Source organism: Bacteroides sp. 2201st1_D9_2201SCRN_220225 (genome assembly GCF_040928965.1).
In the GTDB taxonomy this organism is placed as follows: Bacteria; Bacteroidota; Bacteroidia; order Bacteroidales; family Bacteroidaceae; genus Bacteroides; species Bacteroides stercoris.
In genome coordinates, this window is record NZ_JBCODG010000016.1 from 1 (window position 1) to 25,710 (window position 25,710).

Annotated in this window: 17 protein-coding genes; 10 read left to right on the forward strand and 7 right to left on the reverse strand. The window is 49.2% G+C overall.

The genetic code is table 11. The features are described 5' to 3' along the window. Positions 1-702: AAA family ATPase (locus AB5903_RS07090; protein ID WP_368117713.1), on the reverse strand; the 702-nt coding region annotated here is incomplete at its 3' end. 161 nt (positions 703-863) lie between these two features. On the opposite strand from AB5903_RS07090, the gene AB5903_RS07095 reads away from it, so the two are divergent. Then, positions 864-2,042, forward strand: a complete 1,179-nt coding sequence (locus tag AB5903_RS07095; RefSeq protein WP_005657745.1) for a hypothetical protein — start codon at positions 864-866, stop codon at positions 2,040-2,042. Between the two features lie 197 nt (positions 2,043-2,239). Here AB5903_RS07095 and AB5903_RS07100 read toward each other — a convergent pair whose 3' ends face one another. Next, positions 2,240-3,694: a glycoside hydrolase family 10 protein gene (locus AB5903_RS07100; RefSeq protein ID WP_050759570.1), complete on the reverse strand. Its 1,455-nt coding sequence runs from the start codon at positions 3,692-3,694 to the stop codon at positions 2,240-2,242. 200 nt (positions 3,695-3,894) lie between these two features. Between AB5903_RS07100 and AB5903_RS07105 the strand changes: the two genes are divergently transcribed. Genes AB5903_RS07105 through AB5903_RS07115 form a run of 3 tightly spaced genes read left to right on the forward strand, consistent with a single transcriptional unit; the run spans position 3,895 to position 6,055 of the window. Next, entirely contained in the window at positions 3,895-5,310 is a 1,416-nt protein-coding gene (locus AB5903_RS07105; protein WP_368117714.1) for a carbon starvation protein A, read from the forward strand. Between the two features lie 15 nt (positions 5,311-5,325). Further along, on the forward strand, positions 5,326-5,550 hold the full coding sequence (locus tag AB5903_RS07110) for a hypothetical protein (protein ID WP_005657740.1): 225 nt from the start codon (positions 5,326-5,328) through the stop codon (positions 5,548-5,550). Between the two features lie 25 nt (positions 5,551-5,575). Further along, the gene (locus AB5903_RS07115) at positions 5,576-6,055 is read left to right on the forward strand and encodes a hypothetical protein (protein WP_005657737.1); all 480 of its coding nucleotides are present in this window, start codon (positions 5,576-5,578) and stop codon (positions 6,053-6,055) included. Positions 6,056-6,212: 157 nt separating this feature from the next. On the opposite strand, the gene uvrA is transcribed toward AB5903_RS07115, so the two are convergent. Next, complete coding sequence (gene uvrA / locus AB5903_RS07120) at positions 6,213-8,984, reverse strand: excinuclease ABC subunit UvrA (RefSeq protein WP_368117715.1); 2,772 nt, start codon at positions 8,982-8,984, stop codon at positions 6,213-6,215. Between the two features lie 72 nt (positions 8,985-9,056). On the opposite strand from uvrA, the gene AB5903_RS07125 reads away from it, so the two are divergent. Further along, a complete protein-coding gene (locus AB5903_RS07125) occupies positions 9,057-10,568 on the forward strand; it encodes a glycoside hydrolase family 10 protein (protein WP_016661450.1) in 1,512 nt (503 codons plus the stop codon). A gap of 17 nt (positions 10,569-10,585) precedes the next feature. On the opposite strand, the gene AB5903_RS07130 is transcribed toward AB5903_RS07125, so the two are convergent. The 4 genes from AB5903_RS07130 to purL form a co-directional block, all read right to left on the reverse strand. Beyond that, positions 10,586-11,155 (reverse strand): chromate transporter, encoded by a 570-nt coding sequence (locus AB5903_RS07130; RefSeq protein ID WP_005657727.1) that lies wholly within the window; start codon positions 11,153-11,155, stop codon positions 10,586-10,588. 56 nt (positions 11,156-11,211) lie between these two features. Further along, complete coding sequence (locus AB5903_RS07135) at positions 11,212-11,763, reverse strand: chromate transporter (protein WP_034535926.1); 552 nt, start codon at positions 11,761-11,763, stop codon at positions 11,212-11,214. A 25-nt stretch (positions 11,764-11,788) separates the two neighbouring features. Then, positions 11,789-15,841, reverse strand: a complete 4,053-nt coding sequence (locus AB5903_RS07140; protein ID WP_005657720.1) for a response regulator — start codon at positions 15,839-15,841, stop codon at positions 11,789-11,791. A gap of 216 nt (positions 15,842-16,057) precedes the next feature. After that, the gene (gene purL, locus AB5903_RS07145; RefSeq protein WP_368117716.1) at positions 16,058-19,765 is read right to left on the reverse strand and encodes a phosphoribosylformylglycinamidine synthase; all 3,708 of its coding nucleotides are present in this window, start codon (positions 19,763-19,765) and stop codon (positions 16,058-16,060) included. A 345-nt stretch (positions 19,766-20,110) separates the two neighbouring features. Here purL and AB5903_RS07150 point away from each other — a divergent pair, with 345 nt between their 5' ends. From AB5903_RS07150 to AB5903_RS07170, 5 genes are all read left to right on the forward strand, one after another. Continuing rightward, on the forward strand, positions 20,111-20,764 hold the full coding sequence (locus tag AB5903_RS07150; RefSeq protein ID WP_005657713.1) for a LysE family translocator: 654 nt from the start codon (positions 20,111-20,113) through the stop codon (positions 20,762-20,764). 64 nt (positions 20,765-20,828) lie between these two features. After that, positions 20,829-21,374: a DUF4924 family protein gene (locus AB5903_RS07155; protein ID WP_005657711.1), complete on the forward strand. Its 546-nt coding sequence runs from the start codon at positions 20,829-20,831 to the stop codon at positions 21,372-21,374. 127 nt (positions 21,375-21,501) lie between these two features. Then, entirely contained in the window at positions 21,502-22,356 is an 855-nt protein-coding gene (gene rfbD / locus AB5903_RS07160) for a dTDP-4-dehydrorhamnose reductase (RefSeq protein ID WP_005657709.1), read from the forward strand. Positions 22,357-22,394: 38 nt separating this feature from the next. Beyond that, positions 22,395-23,969: a peptide chain release factor 3 gene (locus AB5903_RS07165; RefSeq protein WP_005657707.1), complete on the forward strand. Its 1,575-nt coding sequence runs from the start codon at positions 22,395-22,397 to the stop codon at positions 23,967-23,969. Positions 23,970-24,377: 408 nt separating this feature from the next. Then, complete coding sequence (locus AB5903_RS07170; RefSeq protein WP_005654612.1) at positions 24,378-25,700, forward strand: ATP-binding protein; 1,323 nt, start codon at positions 24,378-24,380, stop codon at positions 25,698-25,700. Positions 25,701-25,710: the final 10 nt, after the last annotated feature.

Sequence of the window (25,710 nt, forward strand, 5' to 3'; positions counted from 1 at the left end):
TTTCAGCTCTATTTGTTTGATGAGCAGGATGTCCACTTCCACCATCATGTTCATCGTCTTCAGCAGATTCTCCGAGAAATTGCGCTTCTCGAGGAAAAAGGGGTAGAAGCCGTGGTGCATATAGTCTTGAAAATAGTCCAGCGGGCGTACTTTGGACAGAATGCCTTTGGCTATCTGTTCGTGGTTGCTCAGGATTTCTTCCAGTGAGTAGGCGTGGAACTTCATGTCGGTCTGCAGGTTCAGATACTCACGGAAGGAGAAACCGCGCAGGTTATAACTTTTCGCAATGTCGCGCAACTCCAGATTTTCCTCTTTCAGGCGCATCACGGACGAGCCGGTGAATACAATCTTCAGATTGGGAAAACGGTCGTAGCACAGGCGCAGCTCCTTGCTCCAGTCGGGGTGCTTGAACACCTGGTCTATCAACAATACCTTTCCGCCGCGGCGCTGGAATTCGTAAGCGAAGTCCACCAGGCTGTGACCGGAGAAGTAAAAGTTGTTCATGTTGATAAAGAGGCAGGAGCGGTCGGTACCGAATTTCTCTTTGGCATATTGCAGCAGGAATGTGGTCTTGCCTACGCCTCGGGTGCCTTTGATACCGATAAGACGGTCGTTCCAGTCAATCTCATCCATGAGGTCGCGGCGAACGGGGGCATTTGTATGCTCTACCAGATAAGCGTGTGTTCGGTAAAATGCTTCCATGCTTTAAATTCGGTTTATCGGGCGACAAATATACGCCTTTTTTATAGAATTGCAAAGTAGAGATAGCAAAATATCTTATTTCATAGTTAAGTTTTATATATTTGTATGCTGTTCTTTTTCTCTGTAAGTTTGCAGTTCCGAATAATTATGAACTATAATCGATGGAACTATATCTTTTCAATCCGGATTCAGACCTTGCGCTTGCCAATAACGAAGCGAACTACATAGCCCCGGCTTCCGCCCGCCGTATGGCGCAGGACATGGCTTTGCTGCCGATATGGTATGCCGCTCCGGGCAGTGCGGTACTGGCGCCTTCCGCTTACAATGCGGATTTCTTGAAGCGGATGCGGGAACTCTTCGGGTTGCAGGTGCAACTGGTCACCGAGCCTGAGTTGCCCGATTATGCCGAAGCCCGAATTGTGCCGTGGGGCTGGAATCCTGCCATCCGCAGGTTCTTTCTGAAAGGGGGAGTTCGTGAAGACAGACTGCCTTCTCCCCGGCTTCTTGCGGAATACAGGCTGCTCTCTTCCCGTCTGCAGGCTGTGGCGGTGACCCGGCGCATGACGGACCGCTATCCCGAATGCACCTGCGGCGAACATACGCTCCTAAACAATATTGCGGATTGTGAACGCACGGTGAATGCAATGCACGCCTGCCTGCTCAAAGTACCCTGGTCGGGTAGCGGAAAGGGGCTGAACTGGTGTCTGCATGGGTTTACGAAGCCCGTCTCCAATTGGTGTGAACGGGTTTTGAGAGAGCAGGGGTGTCTTACGGCAGAACCCATATATAATAAGGTGAAGGATTTTGCCCTTGAGTTCTATTCGGACGGACAGGGCGAAGTGCGCTTTGCGGGCTATTCCGTGTTCTCCACCAATGAGCATGGCGCCTATACGGGCAATCTGCTTGCATCGGACGGACAGATAGAGGAAAGTATCGCATGCTGTCTGCCCCTTGAGAAGTTGACGGGTATACGCGAAGCGCTGCGTGCGGAATTGGCCTCAATCTATGGGAACACGTATACCGGTTATCTGGGAGTGGATATGATGGTTTGCCGGTCAGACAAGGAGAACGGATATCGTGTACATCCTTGCGTGGAGATAAATATGCGTATGAATATGGGTGTTGTAGCCCGCTTGTTTTACGACAGGTTTGTGGCTCCCGGCAGTAAGGGATGTTTTGCTGTTGAATACGTTCCCGATAATGAAACATTGCGTGCACGGCACGAACAGGATATGCACGATTATCCGTTAATGGTGGAGCAGGGCAGACTTGCTTCCGGTTATTTGCCGTTAGTGCCCGTTACGGGTAAAAGCTGTTACAGAGCGTATGTCCGGATATGATTCTTGCTGTTGATGCATATTTCAAGTGGCTGGTACCTGATGTACCTGCCGCTTGGTACGTCAAGTACCTTACTAAGGTACACGTCCTACCATGGTAAGAAACACGTCGTACCACAGTCAGGTACGAGACGTACCAAATGAGGAATTCTTTTGGTACATGCATCCTTTTGACTATAAACGCATTGCCTTTGTGTTTCCTATTGGCAGATGGGACTTTCGTTGCCGCAACGGTCTACGGCGGTAACTGCAAAGTATTTCCGGGTGTTCCAGGGGCGGATAGGGGCATATATGTATTCGGTTCCCTGTATGCGTTGCGCCAGTATATTTTCCGGGTTGGCGGTATCTACGGGATACGTATCGGAACCGTAGACTACATAGGTCGGCGCATTCCGTTTATCGTTGTCAGTGGCGGCTTGCCAGGTGATTTTCCAGTATCCGTCGGCCAGCTTCCCGACGTTGAGTTGCGTGGGGGCGGTTGGCGGCACATTGTCTATCCACGGCATGGCGGGTTGCATGGCGGGGGCGGTATAGTAGTTCTCTTGAAGTATGTCATACAACCCCTGCGTATTGTCCATAAGGTACTTCACGCGGTAGTGGCCTTCGCCCGCCAGGCCGTGTGCACGGGTGAAGTTTATCTGCCGTTCCACTTCGTCCACAGTCCAGTTGCCTTCGCCGGGGTCGAGGAAGTAGATGCCCAGTCCGGGAATAATCTGCCGGCCGTTGCTTTGCTCCTGCCAGTCGAGGGCGAAAGGATAGAAGCCGTTGCCGCGGAAGTACATCATAGGATATATCTGGTCCTGTATGCCTTCGCCCAGCCAGCCTTGTACGTCCTGATAGACGGTGTGGAACGCATTCCAGCCGCGCGACGGATAGCGGGCGGTGTCGCGGTACTTACCCACGGGGCAGGTGCTCACCTTTACCCAGGGCTTCAGCGCCTTGACGCCTTTATAGAGATAACGGACTATTTCCGTGATATTGTCACGCCGCCATTGCGCGAGGTCGCGTCCGTTGCCGTACTTCTTATAGGTATAGCTGTCGGAGAAGCGCAGGGCATGTTCGGGGTAGCGCAGGTAATCGAAATGCACGCCGTCCACATCGTAACGTTCCACGACTTCGCGGACAAGGCTCATCAGGTATTCTTTGGTCTGCGGATGTCCGGGATTGAGGAAATACTCGCGTTTATAAGGTACGCAGATAGCGGGTTTGCGTTTGGTGACCGATGCCTTGCCGAGGGCGGCGACATGCTTGCGGTTGCCTAAAGGAATGGTCACCATCCAGGCGTGGCATTCCATACCGCGTTTGTGGCATTCGGCTACGGCAAAGGCAAGCGGGTCGTAGCCGGGGTTGCCGTCGGTTTTTCCTGTCAGGATGGAGTTATAAGGCTCGATGGACGATTTGTAGAGCACATCGCCCCGCGTACGGGTCTGAAACAGTACGGTGTTGAAGTTGGCGGCTTTCAGTTTGTCCAGTATCTCTACGAGTTCGTCCTGCTGCTTGCGGATGCTCTCGGGCGTGGTGGCGCGGGTGCGGGGCCAATCCAGTCCGTAGACGGCGGTGACCCATGCGGCACGTACCTCGTGCTTGGGCGGCCGCTGGGCGGCAAGGGGAAGAAGACAGAAGATATATAATAGTATAAGGCTTGATTTCTTCATGTTGCTGTCTTGTTTTCGGTAAATGATGATTTCTCCTCTACGGTGAAACAAATTCCTTTTTACTTCTTTATTTCTGTTATATTTCACGGCGAAGATACGTAAATCACCTGATAAAATTGCGTAGTTTAGTTAGAAACCGTTACATTTGCATACATAAAATACATTATTAACACTTGCTGTATATTAAACATTAGCACGCCATGATTACATTTACGCTCTGCCTGCTGGCGTTGGTTGCAGGTTATTTCATCTACGGACGCTTTATAGAACACGTATTCGGACCGGACGACCGCAAGACTCCTGCTATTACCAAAGCCGACGGGGTGGACTATATCCCGCTGCCTACGTGGAAAATCTTTATGATACAGTTCCTGAATATCGCAGGCCTGGGACCTATCTTCGGTGCAATCATGGGAGCGAAATTCGGTTCGGCATCCTATCTGTGGATAGTGTTCGGAAGTATTTTTGCCGGAGCGGTGCACGACTATTTTGCAGGAATGCTTTCGTTGCGCAACGGGGGCGAGAGCCTGCCGGAGATTATAGGCCGTTATCTGGGCGTGACTACCAAGCAGGTGATGCGCGGATTTACCGTTGTCCTGATGATACTTGTGGGAGCCGTGTTTGTGGCAGGCCCTGCCGGACTGCTTGCCAGCCTGACGCCGGAAACGCTGGACACTGTTTTCTGGATTGTGGTGGTCTTTATCTATTATATACTTGCCACCTTGCTGCCGGTGGATAAGATTATCGGCAAGATATATCCGCTGTTTGCCATTGCGCTGCTGTTTATGGCGGTGGGCATTTTGGTTATGCTCTACGTGAAGCATCCGGCATTGCCGGAAGTATGGGACGGATTGCAGAATACCCATCCCAACGCTTCGGCGCTGCCTGTATTTCCCATTATGTTTGTCAGTATCGCGTGCGGGGCTATCAGCGGTTTTCATGCCACGCAAAGCCCCTTGATGGCACGCTGCATGACGAGCGAGCGCCATGGACGTCCCATATTCTACGGAGCCATGATTACCGAAGGCATCGTGGCCCTTATCTGGGCTGCCGCCGCTACTTGCTTCTTCCATGAAAACAGAATGGCGGAGACGAATGCCGCCGTCATTGTGGATGCCATTACGAAAGACTGGTTGGGAACAATCGGAGGCGTACTGGCTATACTGGGTGTGATTGCAGCCCCCATTACCAGCGGCGATACCGCTTTCCGTTCGGCACGGCTTATCGTTGCAGATTTCCTGGGGATGGAACAAAAAACGATGCGCCGCCGTTTATATATCTGCATTCCGATGTTTTTGGCTGCTATCGGACTGTTGCTGTATAGCCTGCGCGATAAGGACGGTTTCGATATGATATGGCGTTACTTTGCATGGGCCAACCAGACCTTGTCTGTCTTTACCCTATGGGCTGTCACAGTGTATCTGGTGCGTGCGAGGAAGTTGTATTTCCTGACGCTGATACCTGCCCTTTTCATGACCTGCGTCTGTACAACGTATATCTGTATAGCGCCCGAAGGTTTCGGCCTGTCGCATCCGGCATCCTACGGCATAGGAGCAGCCGGTGTGGCGATAGCTTTGGTATGGTTCGTGCTATGGAAGAAAAGACAAACAGACTAAAAAACTCTTAAACCGATGAAGAAACTCAAGAAATCTACCGGGCTGACCGTAGCCCTGCTTATTTATGTTTCTGCCACTGCGGCGTATTTCCTGCCGCGCAATACGGAAATCAGCAATACGGAGAAATATGTAACCGTAATCGCTTCGTATGTCATCGTACTGGCGTTGTGGCTGGTGCTGCGCAAAAAAGAGGAGTTGCAGCGTAAGCGCCGTGAAGAAGATAAAATAGAACGAAAATAATTATTCACTTAAAAACGAAAACAAGATGAGAAGACTTGCATTGATCGTATGCCTGCTTATTGGCACAGTGGCTGCCCACGCGCAGTTTGAAAAAGGAAAGTGGTTCGTCAACCCTTCCGTTACCGGACTTAATTTTTCCTACAATACGGAAACGGATAAGGCTCATTTCGGTCTTGAGGTCAAGGGCGGTGCTTTTTTAATCGATAACGTGGCTTTGCTGCTGGATGCCGGCGCTACATGGCAAGGCGGCGGAACGGATGTCTATACGTTGGGTGTGGGCGGACGTTACTATTTCAACAAAATTGGCGTATTTCTGGGAGCTGATGTAAACTTGAACCGTTACAACTGGGACGGTGGCGATAAAACCCGTTTCGGCTTCGGCATGGAGGGCGGTTATGCTTTCTTCCTGTCGCGTACGGTCACTATCGAGCCTGCCGTTTATTGGGATATAAATAAAGACCGTTCGGAGTTCGGTCTGAAAGTGGGATTCGGTTTCTACTTCTAAAAAAGAAAAAGCTCTTTTTGCACAATATCTGATTTCGTCTCCTAAGATGGTTTGTTTCGTCTTAGGAGACGATTTTTTGTTTCGTGAGATGAAAAAACATCCCGTAAGACGGATTAATCTATCTTACGGGATGTTTCTGACGGAATTGTACGTTTGGTTATTGTAGTTTTTCTCTTAGGAACTGCCCTGTGTAGCTTGCCGCACATGCCGCCACTTCTTCCGGTGTACCGGTTGCCACGATATAACCGCCTTTGTCTCCGCCTTCGGGGCCAAGGTCTATAACATGGTCGGCACACTTCACTACGTCCATATTATGCTCGATGATAACGATGGAATGGCCGCGGCGTATCAGTGCATCAAAGGCTTCCAGCAGTTTGCGGATGTCGTGGAAGTGCAGGCCGGTGGTAGGCTCGTCGAAGATGAATAGCGTAGGGTCGGCTTTCTCCATACTGAGGTAGTAGGCCAATTTTACGCGCTGGTTCTCACCGCCGGAGAGGGTAGAGGACGACTGGCCGAGTTTGATATATCCCAGCCCCACATCTTGCAGCGGTTGCAGGCGCTTTACGATTTTCTTCTGTCCGTGTGCGGTGAAGAATTCAATGGCTTGGTTAACGGTCATTTCCAGTACATCGTAGATATTGACATCATGGAATTTCACTTCCAGCGTATCTGCCTTGAAGCGTTTGCCGTGGCAGGATTCGCACTCCAGCACAAGGTCCGCCATGAACTGCATCTCTACGGTGATGGTTCCTTCGCCCTTGCACTCCTCGCAACGGCCGCCTTCACTGTTGAAGCTGAAATGGCCGGCGGTATAGCCCATTTGTTTGGCGAGGGGTTGCTCTGCCCAAAGTTTGCGTATTTCGTCGTAGGCCTTTATGTAGGTTACGGGGTTGGAACGCGAGGACTTGCCGATAGGGTTCTGGTCTACAAACTCTACGTTGCGCAGATTTCGCAGGTCTCCGCTGATAGAGGCAAACTCGCCCGGTCGGTCGGTGCATTCGTCCAGTTCGCGTTTGAGGGCGCGGAAGAAGATATCGCGCACCAGTGTGCTTTTACCGGAACCCGATACGCCGGTGACTACGGTCATTACATTGAGCGGAAAGCGTACGTCCACGCCTTTCAGATTGTTCTCGCGGGCGCCTGTGATTTCAATATACTGATTCCACGGGCGACGGCTTTCGGGCACGGGAATGGTTTCCTCGCCCAGAAGATAACGCACGGTGTAGCTGTTGCTGTCTTTTTGCAAATCTTTCATGTCTCCCTGGTAGACAACCTCGCCGCCCCGACGTCCGGCCTTGGGACCGATGTCGATGATATAATCGGCGGCCCGGATGATTTCTTCGTCATGTTCCACCACGACCACCGTATTGCCCAACTGTTGCAGTTGGCGCAAGACGTGTATCAGCTTGTCCGTGTCGCGGCTGTGAAGTCCGATACTCGGTTCGTCCAGAATGTAGAGACTGCCCACAAGACTGCTTCCCAGGGAAGTTGCCAGATTGATACGCTGGCTTTCACCGCCGGACAGCGAATTGCTGAGGCGGTTCAGGGTGAGGTATCCCAAACCTACATCCAGCAGGAAGCGGATGCGGTTGTTGATTTCTATAAGGATGCGGCGGGCAATGTCGGCATCATGCTTGTCCAGCTTCAGGTTGTCGAAGAACACTTTCAGTTCGGTAATGGGCAGGTCTACCAGTTCGGAGATGCTGCGTCCGCCCACCCGTACATAACCGGCTTCGGGCTTCAGCCTTGTACCGTGGCATTTGGGACAAAGGGTTTTGCCGCGATAACGCGCCAGCATAACGCGGTATTGTATCTTGTACTGGTTTTCCTGCAACATTTTAAAGAAAGCATTGATACCCTCGAAGTAGCGGGTTCCGTCCCACAGCATGCGGCGCTGTTCGTCTGTCAACTGGTAGTAGGGAGTGAAAATGGGGAAGCCGGCTTTCTCCGCACCGCGTATCACCATGTCTTTCCATTCGCCCATTTTCTCGCCGCGCCAGCACACCACGGCGCCGTCGTATACGGAAAGGGAGCGGTTGGGGATGACGAGATGTTCGTCGATGCCCACGACACGTCCGAAGCCTTCGCATTCCGGACATGCGCCGATGGGGGAGTTGAACGAGAACATCTGGTCGTTGGGCTCTTCAAACGTAATGCCGTCCGCCTCGAACTTGGTACTGAAACGGTACAGGCTGGTAGTGCCGTCCGGTTGGTAGAAACGCAGCAGGCAGGCTCCGTCACCCTCGTACATGGCGGTTTCGGCGGAGTCGGTGAGGCGGCTGACGGCATCTTTCTCGCCGGAAACCGTCATGCGGTCTACCAATAGGAATACGGTGTCACCGTCTTTAGGCTGATACTCGTCAATGCGCACCATTTCTCCGTTCACTTCCAGTCGGTTGAACCCTTGCTTCAAGTCTATTTCCAGTTGCTGCTGCAAAGTACGTCCTTCGCGGAGCAATATCGGGGTGAGCACGGTATAGCGTGTTCCCTCAGGTTGCCGGAGCATGCAGTTCACGATGTCCTCGGTGGAGTGTTTCTTTACCTCCTGTCCGCTGACCGGACTGAAAGTCCGTCCCACACGGGCATAGAGCAGGCGCAGGTATTCGTAGATTTCGGTAGAAGTGCCTACGGTGGAACGGGGATTGCGGCTGCTTACTTTCTGCTCAATGGCAATGGCAGGGGGGATACCCTTGATGAAATCGCATTCGGGCTTACTCATACGTCCCAAAAACTGGCGGGCGTAACTGCTGAGGCTTTCCACATAGCGCCGTTGCCCCTCGGCATAGAGTGTATCGAATGCGAGCGAGGACTTGCCGGAACCGGACAGTCCGGTTATGACGACCAGTTTGTTGCGGGGAATTTCCACATCAATATTTTTCAGATTATTGACGCGTGCCCCCTTTATGATGATAGATGTATTTTTTGCCATAAGACGATTGAAAATGAATTGAGTTGCAAAGATAATCATTATCTTTGCGACACAATATTTAAAAAGAATAAAATGAAAGTGAGAAATCTCCTCTTGTTACTGGCTTTCTGCTGCCTTTCACTGGCTGTACAGGCACAGTTCGTATCCACATCTGCACATCCTAAACGTGAATTTCGTGCTGCATGGATTCAGGCGGTAAACGGACAGTTCCGTGGCATACCGACCGACCGGTTGAAGCAAATCTTGATAAATCAGTTGAACTCCCTGCAAGGTGCAGGTATCAATGCCATTATTTTTCAGGTGCGTCCCGAAGCCGATGCGTTGTATGCTTCGCAGTACGAACCGTGGAGCCGTTTCCTGACAGGTGTGCAGGGCAAAGCCCCGGAACCTTATTGGGACCCTATGCAGTTTATGATTGAGGAGTGCCACAAGCGGAGCATGGAGTTTCATGCCTGGATTAATCCGTATCGGGTAAAGACTTCGTTGAAGAACGAGCTTTCGCCTATCCATATTTATAATTCGCATCCGGAGTGGTTCGTGACGTATGGCGACCAGCTTTACTTCGACCCTGCGCTTCCCGAAAGCCGCAATCATATCTGTAAGGTGATAACCGACATCGTGTCGCGCTATGATGTGGATGCCATTCACATGGACGATTATTTCTATCCCTATCCTATCAAGGGAAAGGATTTCCCGGATGATGCCAGCTTTGCACGCTATGGCGGCGGTTTCAGCAATAAGGCGGACTGGCGCCGCAGTAATGTGAATATTCTCATTCAGAAAATACATGAGACGGTTCGCGGACTGAAACCCTGGGTGAAGTTCGGCGTGAGTCCTTTCGGTATCTACCGCAATCAGAGCAGCGACCCGCTGGGCAGCGCCACAAACGGTTTGCAGAATTATGATGATTTGTATGCCGACGTACTTCTGTGGGCACGCAAAGGCTGGATTGATTATAACATACCGCAAGTGTATTGGCAGATAGGACATCCGGCTGCCGACTATGAAACTTTGGTGAAGTGGTGGGCAAAGCATACGGAGAACCGTCCTTTGTTTATCGGACAGTCTGTAATGAATACGGTACAGAATGCCGACCCGAAGAATCCGTCCGTCAATCAGCTTCCCCGCAAGATGGCTTTGCAGCGGGCATATCAGACAATCGGCGGCAGTTGCCAATGGCCTGCCAGCGCAGTAGTGGAGAATGCCGGCAAATACCGCGATGCGCTGGTTGCCGAGTACCATAAGTATCCGGCTTTGCCACCCGTATTTGACTTTATGGACAATGAAGCCCCGGATAAGGTGCGCAAGGTAAAACCGGTGTGGACTGCCGACGGTTACATCCTTTTCTGGACTGCTCCGAAGTTCAAGGATGAAATGAACCGTCCGGTACAGTATGTTGTCTACCGTTTTGCTTCGAAAGAGAAGGTGGACATCGACGACCCTTCGCACATTGTGGCTGTTACGCGCAATACTTTCTATAAGTTGCCTTATGAGGATGGCAAGACGAAGTACCGTTATGTAGTTACGGCGCTCGACCGCCTGCACAACGAATCCAAGTCTGTAAGCAAGAAAGTGAAGCTGTAGGAATCAACTGCAAACTATCAATAAAGTATCAGCCCTGCTATTCCGCATACTATAATCATCAGTATGGGGTTGACCTTATATTTTCTTGTTCCGATGAAAGCTGCAAGGAAGATGATGATACTGATGATGAAAGAGTACATATCTTCCTGAGGCGAACTGAAGTTCTCCGTGTTCATCAGCACCAGCGCAGCCGATGCCAGCAGTCCTACTACCGCCGGGCGAAGTCCGCTGAATACGGCTTCTACTGCCGGGTGCTTCTGATATTTCAGAAAGAATTTGCTGATGGTGAGCATCAGGATGAACGAAGGCAGCACTACGGCGAAAGTGGCTATGCAAGACCCAAGCACTCCCATGCTCGTGCCGTATTGTTCGGCTATCGTGGAATAGCCTACATAGGTTGCCGAATTGATGCCGATAGGACCGGGAGTCATCTGGCTGATTGCTACGATGTCGGTAAACTCCTGTGGTGTGAGCCAGCCGTAACGGGTGACTACCTCACCTTGTATCATGGACAGCATGGCGTATCCGCCGCCAAAACCGAACAGGCCGATTTTAAAGAATGTGTAGAATAGATGGAGGAAAAGCATGATGTAGTGATTAGTGGTTAGTGATTAGCGATAAGTGGGGTGGTTTTGTTTAATTTTTAACTGTTGGTTTTCGGGAAGCGCAGCCTTCCGAACAGGTATCCGCCTATACCGGCAGCAATGATAATCCAGATGGGGGAGAAGCCCAATAACCAGATAAGCAGAGCCGAGACAACAGGAATCCATATCGTGTAGCGGTTGATTTTGGCGGATTTGGCCATACTGAAAGTCGGAGCGGCTATCAGTGCTACAACTGCCGGACGGATACCCTTGAAGATACGCTCTACGTAGACATTGTCTTTGAAGTTATGGAAAAACAAGGCTATGGCAAGGATAATGAGGAAAGAGGGCAGTATCGTTCCCAGGGCGGTAACGATGCTTCCCCGTATTCCACGCAGGCGGTAGCCTATGAATATGGATATGTTGACCGCAAGGATGCCCGGTGCCGACTGGGCGATGGCAAGCAGATCTATAAAATCCTCTTTGGCTATCCACCGGCGTTTCGTTACGATTTCGTCCTCAATCAATGGAACCATGGCATAGCCGCCGCCAATGGTGAATGCTCCGATTTTAAAGAAAATGGAAAATGCTTCGGTATATATATTCGTCATATCATGTGTAATGCTGTAATTCGGTTTATTGTTTGCCCTCTCCAATATTTCCTTCTTCTTTTGCATATTGGCTCGGACTGATATTAAAGTGTTTCTTAAAGACTTCACGGAAGTATTTGGCATCGCTGAAACCGGTCATTTCGGCAACTTCGGTGATGGTGTACTTTTGTTCCTTCAGCAGTTGCATGGCACGTTTCAGGCGTATCAACCGTACATAATCTCCCGGAGCCTGGTCGGTCAGTGCCTTTAACTTGTTGTAGAAACTGGTACGGCTCATGTTGAGCAGGGTGCAAAGCACATCAATCGTGAAGCTCGGATTGTCCATGTTGTCCTCTACATTCTTCTTGATGCTGGCAATGAATTTCCAGTCCAAATCCGTAGAACAGTTGATGCATTCCGTGTTGTGGGTATCATCGTTCAGCTCCAGATTGCCGTATCTGTGGCGCAATAAGGCACGGTTGGCAAGCAGATTGGCAATGGTGGCGCGCAGGATTCCGATGTTAAACGGTTTCACGACGTATTCATCCGCTCCGGTTTGCAGCCCGTCGATGATGTTTTTGTCCGTATTGAGGGCCGTAAGCAGGATAACGGGGATGTGCGAGGTATCAATGTCATTCTTCACTTTCTGGCACAATTCATCACCCCGCATTTCGGGCATCATGATGTCCGAGATAATCAGGTCGGGGAAATACTCCTTCACGATACAAAGCGCCGATTTTCCGTTGGAACATACTTGTACATGGTAGTTCTCCGCCAGCGTACGCCGCAGGTATTCCCTCAGTTCGTCGTTATCCTCTACTATCAGTATCTTCTGGCGGTTACCGGCATCCTGAGTTTGCTGTTGGGCATGTTCGTAACCCTCTATGGGCGTGTTGACGGCGGGGGTGTCCGGAGTTCCCTTTTCCGGAGAGGTGATTTGTTCCGGTTCATTGTTCTGTTCCTGCTCTTTGGTGGGAGCAGGACGGTGTATGGCCTTGCGGTAGCGTTTCTCGCCTTTAGGGAAAGATACTTTGATGCAGGAGCCTTTTCCTTCGGTGCTGGTGAAGTTGAGCTTTCCTTTATGCATATGCACGAGTTTCCATACAAGAAGCAGTCCGATGCCGCTGCCGGTTACTTTGGAATTGATGGCATTGCTGCCGCGGAAGTGCATCTTGAACAGCTTTTTCTGCTCGTCCAGTGGAATGCCGATACCTGTGTCACTGACTTCCACGTTCCAGGTATCTTCCGTTTCGTAAGCATAGACATGCACGCTTCCGCCTTCGGGCGTGTATTTCAGTGCATTGGATATGATATTCTTCAAAATGGAGTCCATCTTATCCTTATCCAGCCAGACATTCAGATAGCGGAAGTTGCTTTCGTAAGTCAGGTCGATGTGCTTTACGGAAGCGTATGAACGGAAAACATTAACAATGTCGGTCATATAAGCTCCCAGTTCGTATTCGGATACGTAGAAATTGTTCGAATAGGTATCCGCGCGTTCAAAGTTTATGAGGTTGGTTGTGAGACGTAGCAGGGCGTTGACGTTGCGAAGCGCCGTGCTGAGGTTGTCCGTTCCTTCCTTGCTTAGTTTCTCACGGTCGGAGAGTTCCTCCAACGGTGCTTTGATGAGCGTCAGCGGAGTACGGATGTCATGCGCGGTGTTGACAAAGAAACGGATCTTGTCATCGGATATCTTTCGTTGCTTGCGCAATACGATTATGCGCAATGCGATGCTTGCAATCGCAACAAGGATAAGCGCATACAGTAATAATGCCCATATGCTGAGCCAGATGGGTTGCTCGACAATAATATCTATGCTGCGCTCTTCCAAGACCATACGCCGGTCTTCACTGGATATGGCGCGGACACGCAGGGTGTAATGGCCGGGATTCAGATTGGTGAACCGGATGACATTTTCCTCTCCCGGACGGCTCCAGCCGTCATAGAATCCTTCCAGTTTCCACGAATACAGGATGAGGGAAGGATAGTCATAATTGATGGACGATACCTGAAGCGAAAATATATTCTGGCTGTATTTCAGTTTCAGGCTTTTGGTTTCGTCGATATCCAAAACCAAAGGAGAACCTTCGTCTTTGGGGTATACTGTTTGGTAGAAAACGCGCAAATCGCTGAATATCATGCGCGAACTGTACTCGCGGGGCAATACCATGTCTCTTGGAAATTCTATGGCTCCGTCGGTACTTCCGAAAATGGCATTCCCGTTCTTGCGCAGTGTTCCGGAATTGGCATTGAAATGGTCGGAATGCAGTCCCTGTTCTTTGGTCCAGTTATGGAATCTTTTTTCTTTGAGGTAGAAACCGCTCAGTCCGTATTCCGTACTTAAGAGAATATCATCTTTTCCGTCTGACAGAATTGTATAGATATTGTTGGAGATAAGTGCGCAGTTATCTTTATGATAGTGTTCAAAGTTCTGCCTGGCAGGGTCGTAAATCAGCAGACCGGAATTGTTTGTGCCGATATACAGCAGTCCGTTGGGGGCCTGATACAGGGAGTATATATAGGAGGACTCTACCGGCAGCGTTATGTACCGGTATTTGCCGGTTGCTTTCTCCAGCAGGTATAAGCCGTTGGCTGTACCTATCCACATGTATTTTTCGTCCCGCTCCTTGATGTCCGTTATGACTTCCAGCCCGGGTATCGATTCAATGTTTTTATGTTTCAGGTCTATTCTTTTCAGGTTGTAGTATCCCCCCGACCAGATATAACCGTCTCTGTCTTTGGTAATGGAACGGATGTACTTGTCGGGACGAATCGTTGCGCCGCCGAACAAGGCGGGCGTGAAAAAGCTGACAGAACGCTTTTTCTTATCTATCTGGTAGATGCCGGAACTGTAGCCGCCTACCCAGATAATGCCGGGACTGACCTCGCACAGAGACATGAATGTATGGCTCTGGTTCTTCTGCTCCTTATCGTAGACGCTCAAGAACGAATGCCATTGTTGGGTACGATGCTCATACAGGCTGATGCCGTTGTTGGTGGCATACCATAGGTCGCCCTCTTCGTCTTCCATAACGGCGTTTACCTGATCGTTGATGAGGGACTGTTTGTTGCCGATGGAATGCTTTATCCATTTGTAATCGCTGTACCGGTTGTTGCGTACGGTAATGCCGATAGGATAGTTCGCCATCCAGATGCGTTGCTCGTTATCCACGTATATGTCGTAGATTGTATTGCCGTTCATGGCGTTATATCGGTTGAAGTCGGCCACGATGTACGGTTCGGACCGGTAAGTGTCCACATCCATCTTGTAGACACCTGCACCGTCTGTCGCTATCAATATGTCTTTTTCACCGAAAGTACAGATACGGTTGATGCTGACATCTATCAGGCCGGATTTGATGTGGAACGCCTTATGAAGGTTCAGATCGTATACATAGATACCTCTTTGAAAGGTTCCGATAAAGATTTTGCGGCTGCCTTTATGAAAGAACAGCTCGTTGATTTGCAGTCTTAGCGTATCCAGTTTCTCGCAAGGGCTTAGCGCAAGCACATTGTTTTTCAGTTCGGCATAATGCACGCCTACATCCGTGCCTATAAAATAGTGGGTCTCGTCTATCTGCTCGATGTCGGTAATGCTTTCGTTGATTTCATTCTTTATGACAACGGTTGCTTTTGTCAGGCTGTTATATAGGTAAATGTTTCTTTGGTTGCAGAGCCATATTATATTATTATCATCGATAAATCCATAGCTGACGGGAGTGTGCAGGCCTTCCGTCTCGCTTTTGGGCAATTTATATACCAGTTGGAAACGGTCGTGCTTGCTTTCATAACAGAACACGCGTCCTTGCTTGCCTATTTCCCATAGCCTTCCCTGCGAATCCGAATACAGCCAGTTGAGGTTCATCATGGAGTTGATTTCATCTTCGCCGTCCATGAGTTTATAGTGCTTGAATTCCTTTCCGTTATAACGGTCGATGCCGTCGTGCGTGAGGAACCACATGTAACCTTTAGGCCCTTTTTGAATCGCATATACCCGCCTGTTGCTCAAACCATCCTCTACGCCGATGTAGTTATATGTCTGAGCGGCAGCCAGAAAGGATGATATAAGGAAAAGAAAGAAAAAGAAATGCTTTTTCATATTAGCCGATTTTGGTATTTGAGTTTGATAAAGTTGGGGGGATTTAATATTAACACAAAAGTAGTGAAAATGTTTGAGATATGCAAAAAAGGAAATACAGAGTGGTAAAGCGGCAGGATGGAAGGCGGTGTGGAGATATAAGAAATGTGCCAAAGCTCCTGCAAAAGCAGAGTCTTTGGCACATTATCCATTATTGCATTATAGTTTTACACGTGGTTATTTCCCAGTCTTTTCTTCCACCCACTTGCGTGCGTTGACAAATGCCTCTATCCATGGGGTAACCTGGTCGCTGTGAACGCGGTCTTGCGGATAGTAGCCGTTTTGCCACGGGAAGATGGAGCGTTCCAGGTGAGGCATGATGGCCAGGTGGCGTCCGTCGGTGCTGGCTATTGCCGCAACGGAGTAGTCGGAGCCGTTCGGATTGCCCGGATATTCGTCGTAGGTATATTTTGCCACTACATTGTATTTGTCCTCATCGTAAGGCAATGAGAATTTTCCTTCTCCGTGTGCCACCCAGATACCGAGCTTGCTGCCACTCAAAGAGCCGAACATTACGCTGCGGTTGGTAGGGATAGTCAGGCCGATAAAGGTCGATTCGAATTTATGGGAATCATTATGCAGCATCTTTCCCTTCTTTTCGTGGTCGGGAGTGATGAGGCCTAATTCCATCATAAGCTGGCAACCGTTGCATACGCCGAGAGACAGCGTGTCTTCGCGTGCATAGAACTTGTCGAGCGCCTCTTTGGCTTTCGGGTTGAAGAGGAAAGCGCCTGCCCAACCTTTGGCGGAGCCTAATACGTCGGAGTTGGAGAAGCCGCCGCAATAAACCACCATGTTTACGTCTTCCAGCGTTTCACGTCCGCTGATGAGGTCGGTCATGGTTACGTCTTTCACATCGAAGCCGGCAAGATAGAGTGAATAGGCCATTTCGCGTTCGCCGTTGGTTCCCTTTTCGCGGATAATGGCGGCATGGATACCGGTCGGGGTACGACGGTTCGGGTCGAGGCCGTATTGCGAAAGTTTACCCTTGAATTCAGGCCGGAACACCAAATCCAACGGTTGCATCTTGTAGTTCTCGAAACGCTTCTTAGCGCACCCGTTCATGGACTGTTTGCGGTCCAGCAGATACGATGAAGAGTACCAGACATCGCGCATGTAGTCCACACCGAACTGGTAGGTAGCGCCGTCTTTGCTTACGAGAATATGACGTTCGTCGGTCGGCTTACCGATTTTGATATAGCCTACACCGGCATCTTCCAGTATCTTCTTGACTTCTTCCTTATGCTTGTTGCTCACCTGGATAACGATACCCGGGTTCTCGGCAAACAATATCTTGACGAGGTCCTGCTCTTTCATCTTGTCGAGGTTGATTTCCATACCGCCCTCTACATTGGCGAAGCACATTTCGAGCAACGTAGTGATAAGACCGCCGGCCGAAATGTCGTGTCCGGCAAGAACAAGTCCCTTGTTGATTAATTCCTGTACAGCCAGGAAAGCGTCACGGAAGTATTCGGCATCTTGTACGCAAGGTACTTCGTCGCCTACTTTACCCAATGACTGTGCGAAGGCGGAGCCGCCCAGCTTCAGCTTGTCGAAACTGAAGTCGATATGGTACAGCGTGGTTTTCTCATCGTTGACAAGCACGGGAGATACCACTTTCTTCACATCTGAAACCTCGCCGCCTGCAGATACAATAACCGTACCCGGAGCGATGACTTTGCTGCCGTCGGGGTATTTCTGCGTCATGGACAAAGAGTCCTTACCCGTGGGAACATTGATTTGCAGGGCGCAGCAGAAGTCGCTCAATGCCTTTACTGCCGTATAAAGACGTGCGTCCTCACCCTCTTGCGAGCGGCACGGCCACATCCAGTTGGCTGACAGGGACACGCTGTCCAGACCTTCGGCAAGCGGAGCCCAGATCAGGTTGGTCAACGCTTCGCTGACGGAGAGGATAGAACCCGCTGCCGGGTCGGCAAGGGCTGCCTGCGGAGCATGTCCCAAAGAAGTTGCGATACCTTTTTCGCCGCGATAGTCCAAAGCTACGACACCGCAGTCGCTCAACGGCAACTGGAGTTCGCCCTGGCATTGCTGGCGGGCAATCTTACCTGTTACGGAACGGTCTACCTTGTTTGTCAACCAGTCTTTGCAGGCAACGGCTTCCAGTTGGAGTACGTTGGTAAGGTATTCGTGCAGTTGCGACAATTCGTATTCCGGCATTTCATAATGACGTTCTACGGTCTTGTCCACCATATAGGTTTTGGGTGAAGAGCCGAACATCTGTTCTACGGCAAGGTCGAACGGGCGTACGCCGTCGGCTTGCTGGAAAGCGAAGCGGTGGTCGCCGGTGGTTTCACCGACTACATACATCGGAGCGCGTTCGCGTTCGGCTACCTTACGTACGTGTTCGATGGCCTCTTCCTGAATCAGCAGACCCATGCGCTCCTGACTTTCGTTGGCTATGATTTCTTTGGCAGACAAAGTCTTGTCGCCGATAGGCAGCTTGCTCATGTCGATAAGTCCGCCGCACTCTTCTACCAGCTCGGACAGGCAGTTTACATGTCCGGCAGAACCGTGGTCGTGGATGGAAACCACCGGGTTGGTGTCTTCTTCGCAAAGCGCACGTACTACGTTGTAAGCACGTTTCTGCATCTCTGCATTGGCACGCTGTACGGCATTCAGCTCGATGCCGCTGCTGTAGCGTCCCGTATCTACGGATGACACGGAACCGCCGCCCAAACCGATGCGGTAGTTGTCGCCACCGATCACGACAACCTTGTTGCCGGCTTCGGGAGCGCCTTTCAGGCAGTCGCGTTGTGTACCGTATCCCACACCGCCAGCAAGCATGATGACTTTGTCGTAACCGTACACCTCATCTTTCTCTTTGTGTTCAAAGGTGAGTACGGAACCGCAAATCAGCGGCTGGCCGAACTTGTTTCCGAAATCGCTGGCGCCGTTGGATGCCTTGATCAGGATTTGTTCGGGAGTCTGGTACAGCCATTTGCGCACCGGAAGTATCTCTTCCCAGGGACGGTCCTCGTCCGTGCGGGGGTAGGAAGTCATGTATACGGCTGTTCCGGCAATAGGCCATGAGCCTTTACCGCCGCCCATACGGTCGCGGATTTCACCGCCCGTACCGGTAGATGCACCGTTGAAAGGCTCTACGGTGGTAGGGAAGTTGTGGGTTTCGGCTTTCAGGGAGATAACACTCTTGATGTCCTTTATCTGGAAGAAGTCGGGCTTGGAGTGGTCTGCCGGGGCAAACTGCTCGATAACCGGACCTTCGGCAAAGGCAACATTATCTTTATAGGCCGATATAATCTTGTTCGGATTTTCCTGAGTGGTCTTTTTAATCATCTGGAAGAGGGAAGATTCCTGCTCCACTCCGTCAATGATGAATGTGCCGCCGAAAATTTTGTGACGGCAGTGCTCGGAGTTGATTTGCGCAAAACCGAATACCTCGGAGTCGGTTAGCGGACGTCCCAGGTCTTTCTCCACTTTCTTGAGGTAGTCCATCTCTTCTTTGGAGAGCGCCAGACCTTCTTTTTCGTTGTATGCTTCCAGATCGTCAATGTGAATAATCGGTTCCGGCTGGCGGTTGGTCGTAAATACGTTTTGGTCCAGACCTTTATACATACGTTGCAGCATCGGGTCGTGGTCTGCATTTTCATCTTTCACAGGGAAATATTCTTCGATACGGGTGATACCGTTCAGACCCATGTTCTGGGTGATTTCCACAGCATTGGTACTCCAGGGAGTAATCATCTCGCGGCGCGGACCTACGAAATGTCCTTTCAGGTTGTCTTCACTTTCGGGGGTGGCTTCTCCAAAAAGCCAGCAGAGTTTGTCGCTGTCTGCCTGGGTAAGTTCGTGGTCGCATTCTACGGCAATCACGCTCTTGGATGGTGTTCTGAAAAAAAGAATCATACTTTTATTTAAGAGTTTACGATTTGCTACTTTGTGATTGAAACTATTCTATTGTCTGTCAGTTAGCTTCTTCTCTTTTCTTCCTGGGTGCAAAGATAGTGCAAACCGGAGGCAGAATAAAACGAACTTGTCTGTTTTTTTATGCCGGGATGCAGTTTACCTTTGCTTTTGGCGCAAAGATAAAGAAAATCGTCGGGTGGGAGAAAGAAAAGGAAATAAAAAACTTCAGTGGAACGGGGGAAGTCCGCCCCGCCGGATGATTGACTTTGTATCTAAACTCCTTTTCTGACGAAAAAACGTTAACTCTATTCGGTTGTCTCATAAAAAAGTCCGATATTTGCAGGCATGATTCAGATAGAGACCATACTTGACATATTATGGAAAGGGTTCATAATAGGTGTTATCGTATCTGCACCGTTGGGCCCCGTAGGAGTATTGTGCATTCAGCGTACTTTGAACAAAGGGCGTTGGTATGGTTTTGTGACCGGTATAGGCGCCTCGTTGAGTGATATTGCCTATGCTTTGCTGACAGGCTACGGAATGAGTTTCGTATTCGATTATGTCAACAAGAATATCTTCTATCTGCAACTGTTCGGGAGTATCCTGCTGCTGATATTCGGTATCTATACATTCCGCAGTAATCCGGTGCAGTCCATTCGTCCGGTATCTACCAGCAAGGGGTCTTATTTTCACAATTTTATCACAGCGTTCGCTGTCACTCTCTCCAATCCGCTTATCATATTTCTTTTTGTAGGCCTTTTTGCGCGCTTTGCTTTTGTAAGCGAAGGCGTGTTGGTCTTTGAGGCCGTTACGGGGTATCTTGCCATTGCTTTGGGAGCATTGACGTGGTGGTTTGGAATTACCTTTTTTGTCAACAAGGTCCGTACGCAATTCAATTTACGCGGCATTTGGATATTGAACCGTATTATCGGCGGCATTGTCATGGTAGTATCTGCATTCGGACTGGTGTTTACGCTGATGGGCGAATCGCTCTATTAGTTACGGGAGCGGACCGCGGTATCTTGGTGAAGAATATAAATTATAAATCATAAATCATCTCAACGTGAAGATTTCACAGCAACTGAAAGAGAAGAATATTGCCGAATACCTTATATATATGTGGCAAGTAGAGGATTTGCTTCGTGCTAACAAGTGCGATATAGACTTGATTCGCAGCAACGTCATCTCCCGTTATCCTGCCGAAGAACATGCGGCTCTGGAGGAGTGGTACGGCAATCTTGCCGATATGATGCGTGCCGAGGGGGTGACGGAGAAAGGGCATTTGCAGATTAACCGCAACGTTATCCGCAACCTTACGGACCTGCATGCCGATTTGCTGGCTTCCACGAAGTATCCCTTTTATAATGCGGCATATTTCAAAGCGTTGCCTTTTATTGTGGAATTGCGGCAAAAGAGCGGACAAACGGAAGAATCCGAATTGGAGACCTGTTTTGAGGCGCTTTACGGCATACTGCTGCTGCGTTTGCAGAAAAAGGAAATCAGCCAGGGCACTGCCAAGGCGATAGAAGCCATCAGCAGTTTTCTTTCCCTGCTTGCCAATTATTACGACAAAGAGAGGAAAGGCGAGTTGAAACTGGATAATGACTGACGGAATGTCTGCATGAAGCAGGGTAATAAGTCGGGTAATAAATAGAAAACTGAAAATAGTCAACGTACCTGTGTGTTGAAGATAAAAGAGGTATCATAACCATAGGGAATAAATAGTAACTGTTAAGATGAATATATTAGTAACCGGTGCCAACGGTCAGCTTGGCAATGAGATGCGGGTGCTCTCTGCTGAAAATCAGCAACACACTTACTTTTTTACAGATGTGCAGGAACTGGATATATGTGATGAACAGGCCATACGTGCATTCGTGACCGATAATCGGGTGGATGTTATTGTGAATTGTGCCGCTTATACGGCAGTGGACAAGGCAGAAGACAATCCCGAACTTTGCAATAAACTGAACCATATAGCTCCCGGCTATCTGGCTGCCGCCGCCGAGGCTTGCGGTGCTGCCATGATACAGGTCTCTACGGATTACGTGTTCGACGGAATCGGCCATATTCCTTATACGGAAGAAGTCACTCCTTGCCCCAACTCCGTTTACGGCTCTACAAAACTGGCAGGTGAGCAGGCTGTTATGGAGAAGTGCAGCCGTGCGATGGTTATCCGTACGGCATGGTTATATTCCATTTACGGCAATAATTTTGTAAAGACCATGATTCGTCTGGGTAATGAACGCGAGCGGTTGGGAGTTGTTTTCGACCAAATCGGTACGCCGACTTATGCCAACGATTTGGCACGTGCCATCTTTGCGGCTGTCAATCAGGGCATCGTCCCTGGTATTTATCATTTCAGTAACGAGGGAGTATGCTCCTGGTATGATTTTACGGTGGCCATTCACCGCATGGCGGGCATTACCTCGTGTAAAGTCAGCCCGTTGCATACGGACGAGTATCCGGCCAAAGCTCCGCGTCCTCAGTATTCCGTATTGGATAAGACGAAGATTAAAAAGACTTTCGGTATCGAGATTCCCCATTGGGAGGATAGCTTGCAGGTCTGCATCGATAGGCTGGCGCAGTAAGCAAAATAATACTTATTTGAATATTATACCTTATATATATGGCAAGTAATCAAGAAATAGCGAGAAGACGAACCTTTGCGATTATCGCCCATCCGGACGCCGGTAAGACATCGTTGACTGAAAAGCTGCTGCTGTTTGGCGGTCAGATTCAGGTGGCGGGTGCGGTAAAGAGCAACAAGATAAAGAAGACGGCAACGTCAGACTGGATGGATATTGAAAAACAGCGTGGTATCTCCGTAACCACTTCCGTAATGGAGTTCGACTATCACGATTACAAAATCAATATCCTCGATACTCCGGGTCACCAGGACTTTGCCGAAGATACCTACCGCACACTGACGGCGGTGGACAGCGTTATCATCGTGGTGGACGGTGCGAAAGGTGTGGAAACACAGACACGCAAGCTGATGGAAGTCTGCCGCATGCGCAACACTCCGGTGATTATCTTCATCAATAAGATGGACCGTGAGGCAAAAGACCCGTTCGACTTGCTGGATGAGCTGGAGGAGGAACTCTCCATCCACGTCCGCCCGCTGACGTGGCCTATCGAGAGCGGTCCCCGTTTCAAGGGAGTTTACAACATCTATGAACGCAATCTCAATCTTTACCAGCCTTCCAAGCAGGTGGTGACGGAAAAGGTGGAAGTAGATATAAATACGGAAGAACTGGATAATCAGATCGGTTCGGCACTGGCGGACAAGCTGCGCGGCGAACTGGAACTGATAGACGGTGTGTATCCCGAATTTCAGGTAGAGGAGTATCTGAAAGGTGAATTGGCTCCCGTGTTCTTCGGCTCCGCCCTGAATAACTTCGGTGTGCAGGAGTTGCTGGACTGCTTTGTGGAGATTGCTCCCAGTCCCCGTCCCGTGAAGGCGGAAGAACGCGAAGTAGAACCGGAAGAGCCTAAATTCACAGGCTTTATCTTTAAGATTACCGCCAATATCGACCCGAACCACCGCTCATGTATCGCATTCTGCAAGATATGTTCCGGTAAGTTCACCCGTAATACGCCCTACCTGCATGTGCGTCATGGCAAGACTATGCGTTTCTCGTCGCCTACGCAGTTTATGGCGCAGCGCAAGACTACCATCGATGAGGCGTGGGCGGGAGATATCATCGGTTTGCCGGACAACGGTACGTTCAAAATCGGCGATACGCTGACGGAGGGTGAGATGCTTCACTTCCGCGGACTGCCGAGCTTCTCGCCCGAGATGTTCAAGTATATCGAGAATGCCGACCCGATGAAACAGAAGCAGCTTGCCAAAGGTATCGACCAGTTGATGGACGAAGGTGTAGCGCAGTTGTTTGTCAACCAGTTTAACGGACGCAAGATTATCGGTACGGTAGGGCAGTTGCAGTTCGAGGTAATCCAATACCGTCTGGAAAATGAGTACAGTGCCAAATGCCGTTGGGAGCCGTTGAGTCTTTACAAGGCCTGCTGGATTGAAAGTGATGACCCTGCCGAACTGGAAGCGTTCAAGAAACGCAAGTACCAGTATATGGCGAAAGACCGTGAGGGCAGGGATGTGTTCCTTGCAGACAGCGGCTACGTACTGCAGATGGCGCAGATGGATTTCAAGCATATCAAGTTCCACTTTACAAGCGAGTTCTAAGTAAATAGATACTATTACGCAATGACAGAAGGGTGTTAAAATACACTTGATGTTTTTTAGGTACGCAAATCTAAAGGATTACGCGGATTACACGGAAGGCACAGATTTTTTTTATTCTTTTTCCGTGAAATCCGCGTATTCTGTGTCTAAAAAGAAACAAAAAGTAAACGAATTTTAATTTTGACATGCCACCCTTTCAGAATGTATTCCGAAGTGGGGGGATGAATGGTAGAGGAAAAGTGAATGGATGTGGTAAAAAAATGGAGATACTAAAAATAGATACCCCAAGAATGAAATACGGTAATTCGCATAAATCTTTTGGAAAAATGAAAAAGCAGAGTATATATAGATAATTTCTTATATCTTTGTAACCGCTGTAACAGTTACAGCCGTAACAAAATTGGAAATATGAAATTTTATAATAGGAAAAGCGAGTTGGCGGAGCTGCGGCGGATACGCGATTTGTCTTTCAGCGACCATTCACGCTTAACAGTGGTAACCGGAAGAAGAAGGATTGGTAAAACAAGCCTTATAATGAAAGCAGTTGAAGATATGCCAACCGTTTATCTGTTTGTGGGGCGTAAAAGTGAAGCAACGCTTTGTTCTGAATTTATTCCGGTTATCGGCCAATCGCTTGATGTATTTGTTCCAATGGAAATACGTACTTTCCGGTCATTATTTCAGTATCTGATGGAACTGTCTTCCCAGAAACCGTTCAACCTGGTTATCGATGAGTTTCAGGAGTTCTATAACATCAATGAATCGGTATATAGCGATATGCAAAACATTTGGGATACCTATCGGAAGAAATCTAAGATGAATTTGATTGTATCGGGTTCCGTTTATTCGTTGATGCAGAAAATATTTCAGAACAATAAAGAGCCCTTGTTCGGTAGAGCTGATAATATCATTAAACTGTCTGCTTTTGATTTGGCTACATTGAAAGAGATTATCTTTGATTACAATCCCGATTACAGCAATGATGATTTGCTTGCCCTCTATTCTTTTACAGGGGGTGTTCCGAAATATGTTGAACTGCTTTGTGACAACACCGAATTGAGTGTAGACGGGATGATTTCATTTATGGTTCGGGAGAACTCTTCTTTTACCGATGAAGGAAAAAATCTGCTGGTGGAAGAGTTCGGGAAAAACTATGCCACTTATTTTTCTATCTTAAGTGCTATTTCCGGTGGCATTAATACGCAACCCGAAATAGAAGCAGCTTTGGGAGACAAAAGCATAGGCGGTCAAATAAAGCGGTTGATTGAGGATTACAACATCATTGTCCGCCAGCGTCCTTTATTGGCAAAAGAAGGAAGTCAAACTGTAAGGTATGAAATACAAGATAATTTCATCCGGTTTTGGTTTAACTATTTCGACCGCTACCGTTCTCTGATAGAGATTAAGAACTTTATCGGTTTGCAGACCATCATCAAATCCGACTATTCAACTTATTCAGGTATCATGCTGGAAAGATATTTCAAACAGCAGTTTGCCGAAAGTTTCCAATATCGGGCTATAGGTTCGTGGTGGGAGCCGAAGGGCAATCAGAATGAAATTGATATTATTGCTCTGAAATTGGAGAAAAATCAAGCTGTGGCGGCAGAAGTGAAGCGGCAAAAGAAAAACTTCAAACCGGAACTGCTGGCTGGAAAAGTGGAACATTTAAAGAAAAAGCTATTGCCGAAGTACCGGATTGAGACGGTTTGTTTGTCGTTGGAAGATATGTAGTGACCGGCTA

What these genes read in the sequence shown, in the direction of transcription:
- AB5903_RS07095 (WP_005657745.1), top strand. Translation starts at nt 864, where the DNA reads ATGGAACTATATCTTTTCAATCCGGATTCAGACCTTGCGCTTGCCAAT.
- AB5903_RS07100 (WP_050759570.1), bottom strand. Translation starts at nt 3,694, where the DNA reads ATGAAGAAATCAAGCCTTATACTATTATATATCTTCTGTCTTCTTCCC.
- AB5903_RS07105 (WP_368117714.1), top strand. Translation starts at nt 3,895, where the DNA reads ATGATTACATTTACGCTCTGCCTGCTGGCGTTGGTTGCAGGTTATTTC.
- AB5903_RS07110 (WP_005657740.1), top strand. Translation starts at nt 5,326, where the DNA reads ATGAAGAAACTCAAGAAATCTACCGGGCTGACCGTAGCCCTGCTTATT.
- AB5903_RS07115 (WP_005657737.1), top strand. Translation starts at nt 5,576, where the DNA reads ATGAGAAGACTTGCATTGATCGTATGCCTGCTTATTGGCACAGTGGCT.
- uvrA (WP_368117715.1), bottom strand. Translation starts at nt 8,984, where the DNA reads ATGGCAAAAAATACATCTATCATCATAAAGGGGGCACGCGTCAATAAT.
- AB5903_RS07125 (WP_016661450.1), top strand. Translation starts at nt 9,057, where the DNA reads ATGAAAGTGAGAAATCTCCTCTTGTTACTGGCTTTCTGCTGCCTTTCA.
- AB5903_RS07130 (WP_005657727.1), bottom strand. Translation starts at nt 11,155, where the DNA reads ATGCTTTTCCTCCATCTATTCTACACATTCTTTAAAATCGGCCTGTTC.
- AB5903_RS07135 (WP_034535926.1), bottom strand. Translation starts at nt 11,763, where the DNA reads ATGACGAATATATATACCGAAGCATTTTCCATTTTCTTTAAAATCGGA.
- AB5903_RS07140 (WP_005657720.1), bottom strand. Translation starts at nt 15,841, where the DNA reads ATGAAAAAGCATTTCTTTTTCTTTCTTTTCCTTATATCATCCTTTCTG.
- purL (WP_368117716.1), bottom strand. Translation starts at nt 19,765, where the DNA reads ATGATTCTTTTTTTCAGAACACCATCCAAGAGCGTGATTGCCGTAGAA.
- AB5903_RS07150 (WP_005657713.1), top strand. Translation starts at nt 20,111, where the DNA reads ATGATTCAGATAGAGACCATACTTGACATATTATGGAAAGGGTTCATA.
- rfbD (WP_005657709.1), top strand. Translation starts at nt 21,502, where the DNA reads ATGAATATATTAGTAACCGGTGCCAACGGTCAGCTTGGCAATGAGATG.
- AB5903_RS07165 (WP_005657707.1), top strand. Translation starts at nt 22,395, where the DNA reads ATGGCAAGTAATCAAGAAATAGCGAGAAGACGAACCTTTGCGATTATC.
- AB5903_RS07170 (WP_005654612.1), top strand. Translation starts at nt 24,378, where the DNA reads ATGAAATTTTATAATAGGAAAAGCGAGTTGGCGGAGCTGCGGCGGATA.